This is a genomic window from Roseburia sp. AF22-2LB (genome assembly GCF_003461125.1).
Classification (GTDB): Bacteria; Bacillota; Clostridia; order Lachnospirales; family Lachnospiraceae; genus Roseburia_C; species Roseburia_C amylophila.
Genome location: NZ_QTWM01000004.1, coordinates 188,340 through 206,094, shown reverse-complemented (window position 1 = coordinate 206,094; position 17,755 = coordinate 188,340). Strand labels below are relative to the sequence as shown.

The window sequence follows — 17,755 nt, the reverse complement described above, 5'->3', positions numbered from 1 at the left end:
CTCAACAAGCTAGTTTGCCTTCAATGTATTAACCAGATCCATTACACTGCTTTTTTCCATAAAGGAGAACTCCCTGTCTCCCCGACTATTTACATGCAAATTTTTTGCTATTACAACACCCCGGCAATAACCCGCCTGACCTTCAAAATAAACATCTCCTTCCGGTGCATAAATCAGCCCGTCAAAAGTAGTAATTCCTTTGAATTTCAAGCTATGTTCTCCCTTTATATAAATCACCGTATCACTATTACAACAAATAAAAGGTGCATCAAGTTCAACATCTTTATCAATAATAATAATTCCCTCTAAATTAAGTATCTTAGAACTTTCATACCTTCCCGGTCCGTCCTGTGTAAATTCATTTACGCCAGACAGCGTACGCTCATTCTCACCTGTATGCTGCTCCGATGGTGTAAGTTTATGCGGCTCGCCGGTATTTGCTATCAACCCATTGATTCCGGAAGTAAGATTCGTAAATTGTAATGTTGAATCTGCTATCATTACCGGTCCCCTGCAATGTACACTTGACCAGAACCAGTTCTCCTGATCTGGAAAATATGTTGTTTCCACAATATATGGGAAATCCAATTCCTCCGCCACATGAATTGTAACAGAATCATAGCCTGTATGCCATTGATTTCCAGCTTTGACTGTAACATAAATTTCACCATCCTCAGCTGTTTCATCAATACTTATTTTTATCTTTTCATCATCTGTTCCAGAGGTCTCAAAAGTATAGGAATCCTTATTTATATTCCCGCCTTCTTTAAATTCATAACTACGTTTTGTTCCAATATCGAACCTCTTTAATGCTGTAGACAAATTCACGGTGTCTCCAGGATGTACCCAATAATCCAAACCATTTGATTTATCAAAATATACAACATCACCTGCTCCAGCTATTTCAGGCGAATCCACCACCTCTATATAAACCATATCTTCATACGGCTGACCATCTACTATACCGCTAATCTTCACTGTATATTCTCCTAAAGGTGTCCCCGGATACTCTGTTTTCACACATCTCGCATTCATCAAATCCAATGATGGATATCCTCCTGCAACTGTTACAGAATCTGCGGGATTCACCGAAAGTAAATCCAATGGATTACTTTCCCAGGTAATAGAACCACTTAATGTTCCATTCACCCTTGCATAGATATACATTGATTTTCCTCTTTGCAGCCAGTATTTCCGAATCTGGCCTAAAGACAGCTTCTTGCCATGTACTACTGTTACTTCCGCCGTTCCTGACTTGGTGGTATCCTGTACCGATGTTGCTGTTACCGTTAAGGTCTTTGCCTTCTCATCCATGCTGATCCACAGCAGTCCATCCGCTGAAATAGTGGTAAGGGAAGACGTATTTCCGGAAAGACTCCAGGTTACCTCCTGGGATGGTGAATTATTACCATAAACAATTGCCTGAAATGCCTTTCTTCCGCCAGGCCGCATCATAACCGTCTGTGGCAGAACCTTAACGCTGAGTACGGATGAAATGACCGGTGCTGCATCCGGTGTATAAGGTTCCCCATTTACTACAATCTGGTTACGCAGATACACTGTAGTATCCGCTCCATAACTTTTCTCTCCACTGGCAAGAGCAACAGACACTGTTACCTGACGCAGTGAAGTTACTTTCGTCAGATCAATGGAAAAATCTGTTACATGCGTTGCCAGTTCCTGTTCTTCTATATTTTCAGTTACCGTTCCTGCCGCATCAATCGTCTCCTGCTTATATGTCAACTTCTCTGTGGATTTTGTCCACAAAACGGTCTCTTTCGTATATCCGGTATCGGTGGTCTTATAAATCTCCAGCCATTTTCTGGTCAGTCCTGCTGCTCCACCCGGATAAAGACTGTCCTTTAAGATTTCCGTGCCGCTTCCACTCTCTGATACATCTGCATAATAACGAAGCGCACTGTCTGTATCGATAATATAATTATCCATCTGGGATAGGAGAATCTGTGCATCCTCCTGTAAGTCTGCTTCATCAGTTACTTTTCCATATGTTCTTGTGGAGAAAATCAAAAATGTGCCAATCAACCCGCCGACAATTGCCACAATCGCAATTCCTACCAGCAGTTCAACCAGCGTAAATCCTTTATTATCATATATCCCGCATTTTCTGATTTCACAATACTTCTTTGAAGATTTCCTGTGACCCACCTTGTTTTCCTCCTCCCTGCTTTTTGCTTACTGTATCTCATGTCTGCCGGTGGCAGCACTTATTTTTATCTGCATATCACGGTCTGACAACTTCAAATGTATACCAGTATAATAGCTTTCCACGCTGTTTACCTTTACGGTCTTAACTGCTCCGGTACTTCTGTCATAGAGAAATTCTGCCGCACTGCTTAAATTACTCTCACTGCCCTGATTGGATAATGTAACATCTGATACTGCTGTCCCGTCTTTTCCTTTATAACTTAGCGTAATCGTCAGCGGTTCTTTTCCAAGTGAATACTTTTCCAGCACCTTGTCCTCAGTTACACGGTAAATATTTCCGTCCCGGCAGGATTCCTTTATCATTGCTGCATAATATTCTCCATTTAATTCATAGACAATAAGACCTGCAGTATCACTCTTACTCATAGACTGAACCATAGCTTTATCCAGTGCCGAATCCAGTCTTTCCGCAGCATGACGCAGTTTCCATCCATTCTGTGAACCGGTAAGCAGAAACGCTCCCACAGAAATAATTGCAAGAATCGCCACGGTAACAATCAGCTCTACCATCGAAAATCCACTATTCTTTTTTCCGCTTATACGATTCCCTTTCTGCATCTTATCTTTACTCCTTTGACCAGTTCTGATAGGTTACAAGCTTTGTTACATCCACGGCATCCTCTCCGGTATATGCCTTTCCAATACTGCCTACATAGTACTGGCTGTTCTTCAATACCTGTGACAGAATATAAGTATCTGACCCCTTCTTATATTCGGCATTCTGAATGACTCTGGCAGCATCCTGCATATCAGATGACACTGTTGAGCTGCTGCTTCCCGGCATGCCAAAGGTCACCTGGCCACCACTTAAAATTGTGCCGGAGTAATCTGCTGTAACCTTCACATCTCCGGTTGCAATGATAAGCGGTACATTCTTTCCACCCAGAAACGAAGCATCCACCTCCAATGCTGATGCACCTTCATTATCTGTTACGTATGCCACCTGCCGGACTCCATCCCCATCGGTAAATTCAAATTCAACTGCTCCGAATGTGCCAGTAATTTTTTTCAGCCCGTCTACATCCACCAGATTTTCAAACACAGTGGCTGCCTTCTGCTCCGCTGTAAGCCTCTCATAATCCTTTGTCAGTGAAATATTATAAGAAGCATACATATCCTGCCAGCCACTCTGCAGTCCGGCATAATAACCATCCTCGTAAATATCGTCTAATCCATTACTTATGGTTGTCGGCTCAATGGTACGGATTCCTTTTGTATCCCAGACAAGAATACTTCCGTTGGTAATCTTCTCCACAGAGCTGCTCTCACGGATAGATAATTCTGCGTCATCCACATAAAGAGACAGGTACTGCTCCCTTGTGGCTGCATGGTCTGCATTATTGTAGTATGCAAGGTCAAATGCCGCCGCTTCCTTTGCATTCTCGAATTTTAAGAAATAATAAACCAGACCATCTTTATATAATGGTGTGATATCCAAAGCGTGATAATTTTTTAACACTTCATAATTAATATATTTTTCCGGAGTTGCTGCAAAATCACTCTTTGCCATAAAATCTTCCGCTACCGTTGTGGGATTGGTAGTATTTATAAGAAAACAGTCTGCCGGTGCAAGATATGCTGTCTGGCTACTCTTTACAGCCAGGGATTCTCCCATCATGGCATTACCGCTTCCGATATAGGCATTTCCTGCTAACATCAGTGTCTTTAATCCATTCATGCGGATACTTGCCTTGCCACTGTCTGCAATTCCATTGATAATCATGGCACTGCTGTATGCTGCCTTATTGGCATTGACTTCTTCTGTAACTACAGATGCCGCTGCCTTGGCAGTCTCCGGATTACCGTAGCCATAATACTCTCCACGCAAGGTAACATCACCGCTTCCGGTAATCGTCAAATCATCTGATACATATGTACTGCCGGATAAGGACAGGGCTGCGTTGCTGTAAACATTGAGATTATCTGCCCATATCGCAGCTTTGGTATCTGTTGTAAAAGAGCCTTGGTTTTCTACCGTAAGTCCGCCTCTGGTAATCAGCGTCTTGCGCAGTCCAAGCATTACACTTCCACTGTTATCAATGTGGAATCCATTCCGGTCACTGCTGCTCCCGGTATAATAATCGCCTGCGTATACATTGCCATTCATGGTAAGTGTACGGTTTCCATTGTTTACCCAGACACCTTCATCTGCTACCACACAGTAATTCAGCAAATCCGGTACTGACGTTGACTGGATAAAGTTTACCTGTGGATAGCTCAATACCAGATCTGTATCTACAACCGACTCATAAGCATCTGCATCCTTATAAGAAAGCTCCAGATTCATAATCACAAGACCGGACTGTGTTACCACAAAATCTGCATCTTTGCCATCCTGTGTTGTAAGTCTGGCTCCGGTACCGGTTGCTGCTACATAACGGTGGGACGCACCGATATAATTCTCAAGATAGCCGATATCATAATGGGTATCATCCATGGTCTGCCCGATTTTCTTCTTTAACTCCTTCCGGTACAATTCCCGGAAGGTGCTCTGACGCACAGCATCCTGATAACTGCTGGCAGAATATTGTGACATAACAGAAAGATATGCCGTGGTTGCTGCATCTGCCACATCCTGCTGCAGACCGATACGTATCTCATCCATTGCCGCTTCTGCATCATAGAAATTATCCGCAGACTTCTTATATACTGACTTCATCTGTATATTCATCAGAGAAAGAGACAGTACTATAACCACCAGTATGCTTACCAGTGCCACTGTTCCAATGACCATGACCAGTGACATTCCTCGATTGTCCCGTGATTTCTTCCATCTGTTCATTGTTTTCCCGCCTTACTTCATTGCCGTTCCTGTTAAGGTAATTGATTTTTCCGAATCTACCGGTTTAACGGTTACTTCTACTGTATAAAGTCTGGCTGCATCTGCCTTTGCAGCCTCGCCCATCTTCTGAAAACCAAAGGCGCTTTTAGCTGTAGCTGCTGTAATACTGCTTCCATTTCGTTCTATACTGCCGATGTCTGTCTTATCATCTACAGAAAGATTTGTATGAATCTGTGTTGCTGCCACTGTTGATGGAGCACTTTCTATAATACTGACTGCAAGTGGTGTATCCTGCGAGCCCTGACGGATAAGATATACATCAACCGGAATATCCTGTCTGTTTTCGATTACCACCTTCTCCTGCGTTCTGTACATATCACCGGCTGTTCGAAGTGCCGGAATATAGCACACATAAAGACTTCTGAGATCTGCTCCGGTCAGCACCGAATCAAATATGGTCAGGGTCTGGGGTGTTCCGATTGTATTTCCGGAAGCATCACTGTATGTTACCGTCTGGGTAACGGTATATCTGCCGTGATTTTCCTTTACTGCAAAGCGGTATTCCGTTCTGCATGCATTCAGCAGTTCTTCCGCCTTCATGCCCAGCGAATCCGCATTTTCATCTATTATGTCAAATCTTGCATTCTTGTCCTCTACATAAACAGCATCCCGGCTGTCATCCATAACAGAAATCTCCGGGATACCCTGAGCATTATATGCCTTTTCATCAGTACCATCCTGATAGGTCTCCTGCGATGGTGTCATTACTGCCTTAACATCATATGCCCTGCCATCAAAGCTGTAATTGCTATACTCTGCCTCATAAACCGGAAGCTCCACACCATCTATCGTAACCGTATCTCCCGATTTCACACCATAGCCTTCAACACCTGCCGCTTTTATTTCTTCCATAATATTTTCAGCCAACGTAGTAGCATTTAAATTCTGTCTTGCCCTGGCATTGGTCTGGGCAGATGTTACAAATGCTTTCAGTAAAGGAACTGCACACAGTACGAGAATCGCTACTGCAATCAGAATTTCCACCAGTGAAAATCCCCGGTTATTTAAATTACGATTTAATTTATGTTTTAACTTTCTGCTATTATAACCGCTCATACTGTCTCTGCTCCTTTCTGCTTTTCACATATTCTTCTATACTGTCCGGCTTTTCTTACCGCCCGGTATCTGTTCCTGTGGTATCTGTTGTCCCTGTGGTACCTGTTGTTCCTGTGGTACCTGCTGTTCCTGTAGTACCTGTTGTTCCTGTGGTACCTGCTGTTCCTGTAGTACCTGTTGTTCCTGTGGTATCTTCTGTACCTGCGGCATCCGATGGAGCTGACGGAGTAATCGTTCCCATTCCAAAAATATTATCTGTTCCTAAGGATACCCCATCAATGGTTAATGGTTCATATGGTTTCTCACTTCCGTAAAGATAATACATATTTACCGTCATGTTTCCTTTCAGTTTCCCGGTTTCTTCATCCGGCTCGAAGCTTGCTGTATCCACAGACATCTTGAAATTATTATTCTTTAATCCACGCAGACAGTTCTTAAGCTGTGTATAATCACATTCACAGTCAAGACTTACCACGGTACGATATAACAATTTGCCATCATCTGCCGGATTACTTCCATCTTCATTCATTTCATAAACCATTTCGTCCGTCTGGAGACCTACGCCGGTAACATGAAAGCCATACTCTTTTTCAAGACTTCTGGCAAACATAATCTTATCCTCCGAACGGATCTCTGATGGAATTGCATCCATTACCTCCTGCATTTCCTGTGTCATGGAATCTGTATATGCCTTATAAGTCTCTTCGTTCTGCTTCATGGTCTGCATAACCTTTACTTCTCCACGCACCTCATCTACCTGGCTCTTTAAATTTTTATTTGCCTTCTGGACATTCAGATATCCAAACTGGTAGATTAAGAAAAATAATACTATGCCGCCTAATACAAATATCAGTTTTAATTCCCTGTCGTTTACTTTCTTATTTTCCTTATTCATTGTCTGCCTCCCCACTTTCGGTACTGCCTTCCATATCCGGATAAATATACTGGTCACCATTCATATAGGTCTCGACATCTTCTTCCGGTGTGGTCTCGGTATCAATGGAATCATCTGCTGTACCATTTACATAGGTACACATCACTGAAAATGTTACCGTAATTTTACCGTTCTCATCTGTGGATTCTGTAATTCCGTTGGTCGTTACACTGCGGAAAGCATCGAAGGTTGCAAGATTCTGCAAAATCTTTGCTGCTTCTTCCTTTGTAGATACTTCAATGTCCATGGAAATTCCCTCTCCATTACTGGTAAGGCTTGTTACCTTTACACCGGATGGGAATTTTTCTTCCATTTCTTCAATGGCATCTGCCAGTGCATCACTGACTGTCTCTGTCTTGCCATTCATTTTTGTCACATCATCATACTGGCTCTTGGTATCCACATATGCATTATAAATATCCTGTATATATTCCAGTTCATCCTTCTGCTTACTCAGAGTATTCAGTTCGTGGGATAATGCAATCCTCTGTACTCCGGATAATGCCAGCAATATCACAGCACATGCCACGCAAAGCAGACCAATCAGCTTTGCCGCAAGCAATTCGCGTTTTTTCTTCTCTTCTATAATCTTTGCAGTCTGTGCCGAACCAAACACGAAGTCTAATGGCTGTATTGCTGCTCCATAGCAGGCTTCATACATGGCATCCAATCTGCCTCCGGATGTACGGAAACCGTTTAAAACATCTTTTTCCTGCAAATGTACCGGAAGATTCAATTCCTGGGACATCAGTCTGTCCAGTCCCTTGATATAAGCTCCGTTACCAATCAGGAAACACTCTTTTACTTCTGCCCCATTATTTCTGGACTGATAATAATCTAATACCCGCCGGATATTGCCAATCATCGGACGCAGTGCTTCTACCGCTTCTGCCCGCATGGCATTCATGGCATCTTCCGGTGCCGCCTGGTTTGCATCCAGACAGTCTGTCTGCTGTAATATATCCATTGCTGCCGGATACTGTTCCTTCGGGAAAAGACCGGAATCCACTACAACCTTCTCTACTTCTTCAAAGCCATAAAATACTGTTCTTTGTAATACAACCATTCCCTGATTGATAATCGTAATCATGGTTGCATTATCGTCTAATTTTACAGAACAGCAGATATTATTTCCTACCGCTTTATGCATCATCTGGAAAATACTGTTTCCCACATAGTCAAGTGCGGTAAGTTCCAGGGAGCAGAAATCTGCCAGCTCTTCATAAGTCTGCACCAGATCTCCCGGCACAGCAAATACATATAATTTTCTCTTCTTTACCTTGTCCTGCTGTACCACACCTTCATTCCGGTATACCAGCTGGTACCGGGATAAATCTACCGGGAAGAAATCTGCCGAATTTGTATTTAAGAAATCCTTGATACGGTTTTCTTTTATCATCGGAATCAGCACTTCACGGCTTGCTATCTTACCGGAATTAACTACAAACAAAGTTTTCCGTGTCTTAATCTTATTTGCATCCAGAAGCTTATGTAAGGCTGTGCGGAATTCCTCACTCTTACGCACACCAGCTTCTCCAATTACACCTACCGGAGTCTGAAAGCTAAAGCTTCGATATACTTTCGGATTCTTCACCCGGTAATCCATCTCCAATACATGGGTTACATCAACACCTATTTCTATACTTAATATCTTCATCCTTCACTCACCTTTCGTGATTATAACTGGAAAGCATACCTATGCTTCATACACTTTCCACTTATAATCACTCTTTTCTACATAAAAAGTCCCAGATACCAGTCTATCATCCCATTTCCCCACAGGGCAGCAATAAATATCCCGACCGATAAGTATGGACCCAGCGCCAGCATTCTGCCGGCACCACATACCTTCATCCGGAACAGATGTACCACAGAACCCGCAATACATCCAATCACAAATGCAAGAATAATCAACTTCCATCCGAGAAGCAGCCCGGCAGCCGCCATCAGCTTGATGTCTCCACCACCAATTGCTGCTCCTCTGGTAAGAAGTGATAATAACAGCAAGAACAAGCTCACTGCAAAGAAACCAATCATCAAGGTTCCTCTGTCCCCTTTCCCAAATACGCACCGGATAACCCCCAGTACAAACAGGAACACATTGATTCCAAAAGGAATCTCATAGGTGCGGTAATCTATCACACTAAGTACGATTAACGCAGAAGTCATAAGGCAGTATAAAATACTGTCCCAGCTAAAATCTGTTGCATAAAATACAACTACATAAAGGATTCCATTGAGTGCTTCGACGATAGGGTACTGCTTTGACAGCTTCGAACCACAGTAACGGCATTTTCCCTTTAAGAAAAGATAACTGAACAGCGGCACTAAATCATACCATTTCAACCGGTGCCCGCAGCTCATACAGTGGGAACTCTCCCGGACGATATCTTCTTTCTGCGGTATCCGGTAGATACAGACATTTAAGAAGCTTCCGATGACGATTCCATATATGAAAATAAATACTGTAATGAGTGCAGGCATTGGTGTCATGGTATGTAGTGTCCTTTCTTAACTCAGTGGATTATTTTTTCCACTTATCTGCATCTTTACCTTCGATGGATGGAGATATCTTGGTATCGGTAGTAGCACTATATGCTGAACCATCCGAGCTTTCTGGTGCAAGATATACAGCAACCGTACCCTTGTCATCACAGCTATACATAAATTTATAGGTGGAATCTACTTTACATGTAGGTGCTGCTTTTCCCATATCTAATGCCTCTGCAACATCTTTGTCTACTATATGCTTGTTTCCATCATAAGTCATACCTGTTGGTGCATTCCCCTGAGAATCTGCGTACTGAGCTGCTACTGCATTGTAGATGTTCTCTGCCTGCTGGATATCTCCGGATACTTTGGAGCTGCTGATGTACTTAACAAACTGAGGAATTAAGATTCCTGCTAAGATTGCCATGATGGCAATAACGATGATTAACTCAACTAATGAAAAGCCTTTGTTGTTCTTTCTGTTTCTAATCTTGTTCATAATGCTATTCTCCTTCTTGTATAAATATAAATATTTTATCTTAAAATTCCGCCCCTATTACGGAATCTTAATTCGTTTTACATGTTGCCGAGCTGGTTGTACATAGAAAGCATCGGCGCATATATTGCTGCAATCAGAATGACTACGATAATTGCCATTACTACGATAATCATTGGTTCCATTGCCGCCATAACCGTCTGGGTAGTCATCTCAACCTCTTCATCATAATAATCGGCCAGCTTGTCTAACATGCCCTCAATATCACCGGTTTCCTCGCCGATAGAAAGCATGTGGATTACCATAGGCGGAAACAGTCCGCCCTTCCGCAGCGGTTCTGATAACGGAACACCCTTTGCCACTTCCTCTCTTGCTGACTGCAATTGCAGCTGGAAGTGACGGTTCTTCATCAGCTTGGTGACTGCATCAATTCCATGAATCAATGGAATTCCTGCATACATTAAAGTACTTAATGTACGGGCAAACTGTGAAGAATATGTCTTTATGTTTAACTTACCAAACATTGGAAGCTTCATGGCTATTTTGCCAAAGAACAGCTTTCCGCTCTCTGTCTTGCGCCATTCCCGGATACCAAGCGCAATCAGCAGGATTCCTCCCACGAAAAGATACCAGAATTTTGTAATTACATGGCTCATGCTCATCATTGCCCGGGTGATGCCCGGCAGCTGCATGCCTGCCTGCTCAAAGGTTGCTGCATATCCCGGTATTACCTTTACTACCATCAGAATGACGATTAATACTGCCACAATCAGCAGTACTACCGGATAAGCCAGTGATTTTTTCATTAAGCCGGACAGTTTTGCCGTCTTATCAAACTGCACTGCCATACGGCTGAAGGAAAGCTCGATATTACCGGAGGTCTCTCCTGCCGCCACCATATTCACTAGCATTTCCGGGAAAATCTCTCCCTGATGTCCCATGGCTTCGGATAGTGTCTGTCCTTTCTCCACTTCGGTACGCACTTCATGAAGTGCAGCGGAAAGTCTCTTGTTTTCCGTCTGTTCCTCTAACATTCCAAGGGCATCAATTACCGTAACCCCGGCTTCTATCATACTGACAAACTGCCGGCAGAACACGCTTAAATCCCTTGGTTTTACTTTCCGCCCAAAGCTTAATTTAATATCCTTTTCCAACATTCCGACTTCCTTTATGGATATTAAAGTAAGTCCGTTTTTCTTAAGCCGGGCTGCTGCCTTGTCCTGATTTTCTGCATCAATGGTTGCCTTCTTCTCTTTTCCCATGGCATCCACTGCTATATATGAATAACTGGGCACCTTCTCATCCCCCTTACAGTATATTTATCGGTTAAATTTCAAATTTGTTAACCATTTTTCTCATTCTACGGTATCCACGGAAGCTGCTGTTAACAGTTCCCTGCAGATGCTCCGCAGTTTAGAATAGCGTTACCTTCTGCTGCATAACTGCCGGCTCCTGTGCGAAGCTTACGGCATCTTCTGCGGATATCTTATTCTGCATATAAAGGTCATAAATGGCATCATCCATTGCCTGCATGCCAAGCTTCTTGCTGGTCTGTATCATAGACTGTATCTGGAAGCTCTTTCCTTCACGTATCAGGTTACGGATTGCCGGAGTGGCAAGCATGACCTCGTAAGCCGCCACACGTCCGCCGCCTTCCTTTGGAAGAAGCTGCTGGGCGATAATTCCTTCAATAACACCTGACAGCTGTATCCTGGTCTGCTGCTGCTGATGCGGTGGAAACACGTCAATGACACGGTCAATGGTTGCTGCTGCACTGTTGGTATGCAGGGTTGAAAATACCAGATGTCCGGTTTCTGCCGCCGTAATCGCAATACTGATTGTTTCTAGGTCACGCATCTCCCCCACCAGAATTACATCCGGGTCTTCACGCAATGCGGCGCGAAGTGCTGACGCATAACTCTTACTGTCGTAACCGATTTCCCTCTGCAATACAATTGACTTGCTGTGAGGATGCAAATACTCAATCGGGTCTTCCAGTGTAATAATTGTCTTAGCATATGTTTCAGAAATAATATGTATCAAAGACGCCAGTGTGGTAGATTTACCACTTCCGGTCGGTCCTGTTACCAATACCAGCCCACGCTTGCGGTTGGTCAGGTCAACCACAGATGGTGGAATACCAAGCCGCTTTGCTTCCGGTATCTCAAACGAGAGTATACGGAGTGCTACCGCATAAGTACCTCTCTGACGGAACACATTAAAACGCACCCTGTGAAAGCCTGCGATAGAATACGCAAAATCCAGTTCTCCATTTTCCTTCAGCTCTGCCTTCTGCTCTTCCGTCAACAGCGGTTCTATCATTTCTTCTATTTCAAATGGTTTTATCTTCTCATCTGATGCAGGAACCAGTTCTCCATCAATCCGGAACATCACCGGGCTTCCCGGTGCAAGATGGATATCGGATGCCCCTTTTTCATTTCCTTCCCGCAAAAACATTTCTATTCTGTTCATTGTAAAATCCCCAGTTCTCCTTAATCCTCAGCAGATACTCCCACCAGCTCTGACACAGAAGTAATTCCTTCTAAAACTTTACGTCTGGCTCCCGCTGCAAGAGTTTCCATTCCATTTTCTACTGCCAGATGTTTGATTTCGGCAGTGGAAGCATCTTTTGCTATAGCGTCTTTCATTTCCGTGCTGATTTCCATCATCTCATAGACACCGATTCTGCCCTTATATCCTGTATTGGCACACATCGGGCAGCCCTTTGCTTCAAAAATCATCGTCTCATCCAAATCATCCAGATTCAGAAGCTTGCGTTCGTATTCTGTCGGCTTATGCGGCTGTTTACAGTTCGGACAGAGTCTCCGCACCAGACGCTGGGCAATTACACCAATTACGGAATCCGCAAGGAGGTATCCCTCTACGCCCATATTTAACATTCGGGTAATGGTTCCTGCCGCACTGTTGGTATGCAGGGTACTTACTACCAGATGTCCAGTAATAGAAGCCTGTACCGCAATCTCTGCAGTTTCTTCGTCTCGGATCTCTCCAATCATGATAATATCCGGATCCTGTCGCAGGATTGAACGCAGTGCAGATGCAAAGGTCATATCCGCTTTGGCATTTACCTGTACCTGATTGACGCCGTCCAGATTCGCCTCTACCGGGTCTTCTACTGTGATAATATTAATATCCTCTGTATTCAGTTCAGAAAGTGCTGTGTAAAGCGTCGTTGATTTACCACTTCCGGTTGGTCCTGTTACCAAAAGGATTCCATTCGGATGCTTTAACATACGATCAAAGCTTTCCAGCTCCCCCGGGGTAAATCCAAGTTCCCTCTTATCCTTGGTCAGTGCTTTCTTCTGTGCAAGACGAAGTACACACTTCTCTCCATAAACCGTTGGCAGGATTGATACACGGATATCATATTCCACACGATCTACCACAAGGGTAATTCGTCCATCCTGTGGTTTTCTTTTTTCTGATATATCCATGCCGCCAATAATCTTGATACGTGCTGTAATTGCATTCAGAAGCCGGATGTCGTAGCTCGCCTTCTCATATAACACACCATCAATCCTGTAGCGGATTCTTACACGGCTTTCCAATGCTTCTATATGTATATCACTGGCACGCTGTCTTGCTGCCTGCTCAATCATGGCATTTACCAGAAGGACAATCGGGGAATTTGCAATATCTTCATCATTCTCCTTCTCCTGTTCCCTCTGCTCTTCCTGCCGGCGCTCCAGTGCATATGCCTCAGCCACCTTCCTTGCTTCACTGCTTCCATAGAAACGGTCAAGGGTAAGCATAATATCATGGGTTGTGGCAATTACCGGTGCGACCTGCAGATTAGTAATAATAGAAAAATCATCAATTCCACGCATATCCATCGGGTCGGCCATTGCCACACGGACTTCATTCATATTATTCGGTGAAAAGCCAATTGGTACCATGACATATTTTCTCAGAACTGCCACGTCCACCAGCTTTAGCACATTTTCTTCTATCTGTATTCCACTAAGCGAGACTATTTCCAGTCCAAGCTGGCTTGACAGTGCCTTGGCAATATCCGTCTCATTGGTATAACCCAGCTCTACCAGAACCTCACCCAGCCGCTTTGTAGTCCCCTTTTTCTTCTCTAATGCATCTGAGAGCTGCTCATCTGTAATAATCTGTTCCTCAATCAGCATATCCCCCAGACGTTTCTTCTGTCTGCTTTCCATTCTCTGCCACTCTCCAAATCATTCTTCACATATCATGATGTGACAAAAATCATCATTATTTTATTATAGCCATTCTTTATATGCTTTTCAACAAAATTTCTATTTTTATTCGCTTTTTTTCGTAATTTTTGTCTATTTTTTTGTGTTTTTAAGTAAAATTCAGGGATAGACAAATGTCTCTTTTGTACAAGAAACACGGTCTATCCCTCATATAGCTTCTATATCAGACATTAAAACAGCTTCCACCGATAAACTCACGGATAATCGAATTGTTATTGATATTATCTGCCGGTACCGGAAGGAAATAATCTAAGAACTTCAGCAGCCGCTTCGCTTCAAGATACTCCGGGCAGTCCCGTTCAATTGCAAACAACAATGGCTCTGCATACTGTTTCAGCACAGCAAGCTCATAAATTAAAGCTGAATTAAACATTACATCGGCACCTTCCTGAAATGGGAAGATATTCTTTTCTTCTCCCCGCCTTACCGAATCCCACATGGCAATGGTCTCCCTCGCTGATGTAGCCCTGGTTCTTGCATCCCTTACAATTCTCCGGATCAGTCTGCCATCTGTCGTCGGCAGGCAGTTATGTTCATCAATATCCAGCTGGGTCAGCGCACTGATATAAATACGGAATTTGCTTTCCTGCGGCAGAGAGTAGGAAAGCCTGTCATTCAGTCCATGGATGCCTTCAATAACAAGTACATCTTCCTCTCCAAGCTGCATCATTCTGCCTTTTGCTTCCCGTTTTCCGGTTTTAAAATTAAATACCGGCAGTTCCGTTGCATCTCCATTTAAAAGACTTGTCATATCATTATTAAAACGGTCAATATCCAATGCCTCCAGGCATTCGAAATCCAGTTTTCCATCTGCATCTTTCGGTGTCTTATCCCGGTCTACATAAAAATCATCCAGCGGAACCGGATGCGGTTTCATGCCATGGGCGGCAAGCTGTATGGACAGCCTGTGGGAAAACGTTGTCTTCCCGGAAGAGGATGGACCTGCTATCATAATGAATTTCTTATGATGTCCTTCTTTAATCTGCTCTGCCAGCTGTCCTATTTTCTGTTCCATCAGAGCTTCCTGTATCAGAATAATTTCCTGTATTCTGCCGGCAGAAACTGCATCATTCAAAGCTCCTATGGTTCCTACTCCCATGGTATGTCCCCACTCTGACGCTTCTTCCAGTGTCAGGTACAGTTTATCCGATGGGACAAAAACATCCACCGTCCTGGTATCTTTTCCCGGAAAGAGCAGCATAAAACCTTCTTTATATAATGTCAGGTCAAAATATTTCAGATAACCGGTAGACGGTACCATATATCCATAGAAATAATCTTTGTAATGATCCAGCTCATAAATATTGACTCTTGAGCTTCTCCGGTAGCGGAACAGTCTTTCTTTATCGGTCATTCCCAGTCTCCGGAAGAGTTCTACTGCATCTGCCGTCGGCAGACTGTGCTTTTCAATCAGAAAATCGGCTTCTACCAGACGCTGCATCTCCTGCTTTAAATTCCTTAACATCTGTTCATCGACAGCTACCCATTCTGCCTGCTCTGATGTTCCGTTCTTTTCCTCATTCCGCTTCAGTTCGCAATAATATCCCTGGGCAATGGAATGCATGATGCGGACCGTAATCTTTTCTTCCCCATAAAGATTATGCACTGCCTTCTGCATCAGTAACGCCGTACTTCTCCGGTATGCTTTCCTTCCATCCTTGTCTGCTGTTGTAATAAAGGTAAGATTTCCCGATTCTACCTTCTCACGCAGCTCCCGCAGGCGGTTGTTCACCAGCACCAGGACAATATCATCCGAAAACTGTTTCTGATATTCCTTGGCAAGCTGCTTGTATGTGGTTTCCGGCACATACTCCCTTACATTTCCGTGAATATTAATTCTACATCTAATTTCTCCCATAGTAGTCCCCCATTTCTTTGATTACTATTTATACAATATAGGAAAACGGAGATTGTAACTTCTGGCTGTATATGTTCAGTTCCGGTAATTTTTCCTTGAAATATTCTGCCATATAGGTTACAAAAATATGCTCCAATCCATAATGTCCTGCATCTAAGATACTTAAGCCTCGGGCTGCTGCGTCGATTCCCGTATGGTGGTCAATATCTCCCGTTATCAACACCTGGGCACCCTTTGCAATCGCTTCATCCACTTCACTCTTTCCGGAGCCGGGGCAAATTGCTGCACGCTGTACCATGCGGCTGGTATCACCAAATACTTTTACCGCTTCTGTCTGAAACCGGCTTCTTACAATCCTGCCGCAATCCTCAAGGCTTATCTGCTGCGGCAGCATTCCTACTTTACCGATACCACAGGATTTTCCCTGCCACTCCCCGGTTACTTCCAATGGTTCTGTCTCCATTAGTTCCATGTAATCTGCTGCAAGGTCCGCCATGACGCAGATATCAAAATTCGTATGCATCGCACAGTAAACCATATCCTGCTGTGCCAGTCCGTAAATTCTTCTGCCGATAAAATCACTGGTAAGAATATTTTTTATTCCACCAAAGATTAACGGATGATGCGTCAGTATCATATCAGCCTTAAGTTCTTTTGCTTCCGCAATTACTTCATCGGTTGCATCTACCGCCAGATAGATACTGTTTATCTCTTTCCCCCATCTGCAGACCTGAAATCCTGGATTATCCCATTCACAGGCCATTGCTACAGGAGCAAGTGTCTCTAATATTTCCCGTATCTGTTCACACTTCATATATTTTCTCCCATGATACGCTCTGCTTCTTCTATCATTGCAAGTTTCTCTTCCAGTTCTTTCTGCCGTTCAAAACGTCTTGTACTGCCATCTTCTTTCTGCTGCAATTCATCCTGTTGCGTTGCAGATTGTTGCAGCAATTCTGGTTTCTGCAATACAGTTTGCTCCGGCATAAGCTTCTGGATTTCAAGTTTCTTTAAGATTTCCGAGAACTGCTGTCTCTGTTTTGTTAAATATTGTTTTAATATTTCATTTTTTGTCTGCAATAAATATCCACCATAACGAAAAGCAACATCCGTCAACGGTGCTGCTTTTCCCGGTACGCATCTTAACATCACGTAATATTTGCCTTCTTCTTCCACCATATCTTCTTCTTCAATGTGAAAGCCTTCCGCATAAATATAACGGCGTACCTCTTCTATTTCAGACTGTGGCTGTAACACAAGATTATTCATCTTCTTCCAGACTTCCGGATGCTCTGCAAGAATCCGTTTTGTCAACGCTCCACCCATTCCGGCGATTACCACGCCATCGGCTTCGGATGGAGCCAGTGCCGTAAGTCCATCGGACAATCTGGTTTCTATGTAATCTTCTAAATGAACTTCCTGGATATGCTCCTCTGCCCGAAGAAGCGGACCCCGGTTCACATCCATTGCAATGGCATGCCCAATACATTCTGACTGAATCAGATAAATCGGAACATAACCATGGTCACATCCTACATCTGCAAGGCAGGTGGTATTCTGAACCAATGCTGCAACTGCCTGCATTCTTTTTGAAAGTTTATTCATA

General features: G+C 43.5%; 14 protein-coding genes. All 14 read right to left on the bottom strand.

Annotated features, from left to right (window positions below; translation table 11 throughout):
- Window positions 1-9: 9 nt before the first annotated feature.
- The 14 genes from DWX96_RS08180 to DWX96_RS08115 all read right to left on the bottom strand — a co-directional run bounded on the left by DWX96_RS08180 (window position 10) and on the right by DWX96_RS08115 (window position 17,754).
- On the bottom strand, window positions 10-2,166 hold the full coding sequence (locus DWX96_RS08180; protein WP_118057226.1) for a type II secretion system protein: 2,157 nt from the start codon (window positions 2,164-2,166) through the stop codon (window positions 10-12).
- A gap of 27 nt (window positions 2,167-2,193) precedes the next feature.
- Window positions 2,194-2,784 (bottom strand): pilus assembly FimT family protein, encoded by a 591-nt coding sequence (locus DWX96_RS08175; RefSeq protein WP_118057225.1) that lies wholly within the window; start codon window positions 2,782-2,784, stop codon window positions 2,194-2,196.
- A 7-nt stretch (window positions 2,785-2,791) separates the two neighbouring features.
- Window positions 2,792-5,008, bottom strand: coding sequence for a hypothetical protein (locus DWX96_RS08170; protein WP_118082987.1), 2,217 nt, complete (start codon window positions 5,006-5,008; stop codon window positions 2,792-2,794).
- Between the two features lie 12 nt (window positions 5,009-5,020).
- Window positions 5,021-6,124 carry a prepilin-type N-terminal cleavage/methylation domain-containing protein gene (locus tag DWX96_RS08165; protein ID WP_118057223.1) on the bottom strand — a complete coding sequence of 368 codons (1,104 nt, stop codon included), beginning with the start codon at window positions 6,122-6,124 and terminating at the stop codon, window positions 5,021-5,023.
- 55 nt (window positions 6,125-6,179) lie between these two features.
- Window positions 6,180-7,019 carry a hypothetical protein gene (locus DWX96_RS08160; RefSeq protein WP_118057222.1) on the bottom strand — a complete coding sequence of 280 codons (840 nt, stop codon included), beginning with the start codon at window positions 7,017-7,019 and terminating at the stop codon, window positions 6,180-6,182.
- Window positions 7,012-8,715 (bottom strand): pilus assembly protein PilM, encoded by a 1,704-nt coding sequence (pilM, locus tag DWX96_RS08155; protein ID WP_118057221.1) that lies wholly within the window; start codon window positions 8,713-8,715, stop codon window positions 7,012-7,014. Before pilM ends, DWX96_RS08160 begins: the two co-directional genes overlap by 8 nt.
- A gap of 77 nt (window positions 8,716-8,792) precedes the next feature.
- Window positions 8,793-9,551, bottom strand: a complete 759-nt coding sequence (locus DWX96_RS08150; RefSeq protein WP_330416165.1) for a prepilin peptidase — start codon at window positions 9,549-9,551, stop codon at window positions 8,793-8,795.
- A 31-nt stretch (window positions 9,552-9,582) separates the two neighbouring features.
- Window positions 9,583-10,047 (bottom strand): type II secretion system protein, encoded by a 465-nt coding sequence (locus tag DWX96_RS08145; protein ID WP_022244032.1) that lies wholly within the window; start codon window positions 10,045-10,047, stop codon window positions 9,583-9,585.
- 77 nt (window positions 10,048-10,124) lie between these two features.
- Complete coding sequence (locus DWX96_RS08140) at window positions 10,125-11,339, bottom strand: type II secretion system F family protein (RefSeq protein ID WP_117841988.1); 1,215 nt, start codon at window positions 11,337-11,339, stop codon at window positions 10,125-10,127.
- 118 nt (window positions 11,340-11,457) lie between these two features.
- The gene (locus tag DWX96_RS08135) at window positions 11,458-12,516 is read right to left on the bottom strand and encodes a type IV pilus twitching motility protein PilT (protein WP_117841989.1); all 1,059 of its coding nucleotides are present in this window, start codon (window positions 12,514-12,516) and stop codon (window positions 11,458-11,460) included.
- A gap of 20 nt (window positions 12,517-12,536) precedes the next feature.
- On the bottom strand, window positions 12,537-14,231 hold the full coding sequence (locus DWX96_RS08130) for a GspE/PulE family protein (RefSeq protein ID WP_117841990.1): 1,695 nt from the start codon (window positions 14,229-14,231) through the stop codon (window positions 12,537-12,539).
- Between the two features lie 223 nt (window positions 14,232-14,454).
- Window positions 14,455-16,149: a nucleoside kinase gene (locus tag DWX96_RS08125; RefSeq protein ID WP_118057220.1), complete on the bottom strand. Its 1,695-nt coding sequence runs from the start codon at window positions 16,147-16,149 to the stop codon at window positions 14,455-14,457.
- A 28-nt stretch (window positions 16,150-16,177) separates the two neighbouring features.
- Complete coding sequence (locus tag DWX96_RS08120; RefSeq protein WP_117698072.1) at window positions 16,178-16,963, bottom strand: Nif3-like dinuclear metal center hexameric protein; 786 nt, start codon at window positions 16,961-16,963, stop codon at window positions 16,178-16,180.
- Window positions 16,960-17,754, bottom strand: a complete 795-nt coding sequence (locus DWX96_RS08115; protein WP_118057219.1) for a tRNA (adenine(22)-N(1))-methyltransferase — start codon at window positions 17,752-17,754, stop codon at window positions 16,960-16,962. The genes DWX96_RS08120 and DWX96_RS08115 overlap by 4 nt, the downstream gene beginning before the upstream one ends.
- Window position 17,755 lies beyond the last annotated feature (1 nt).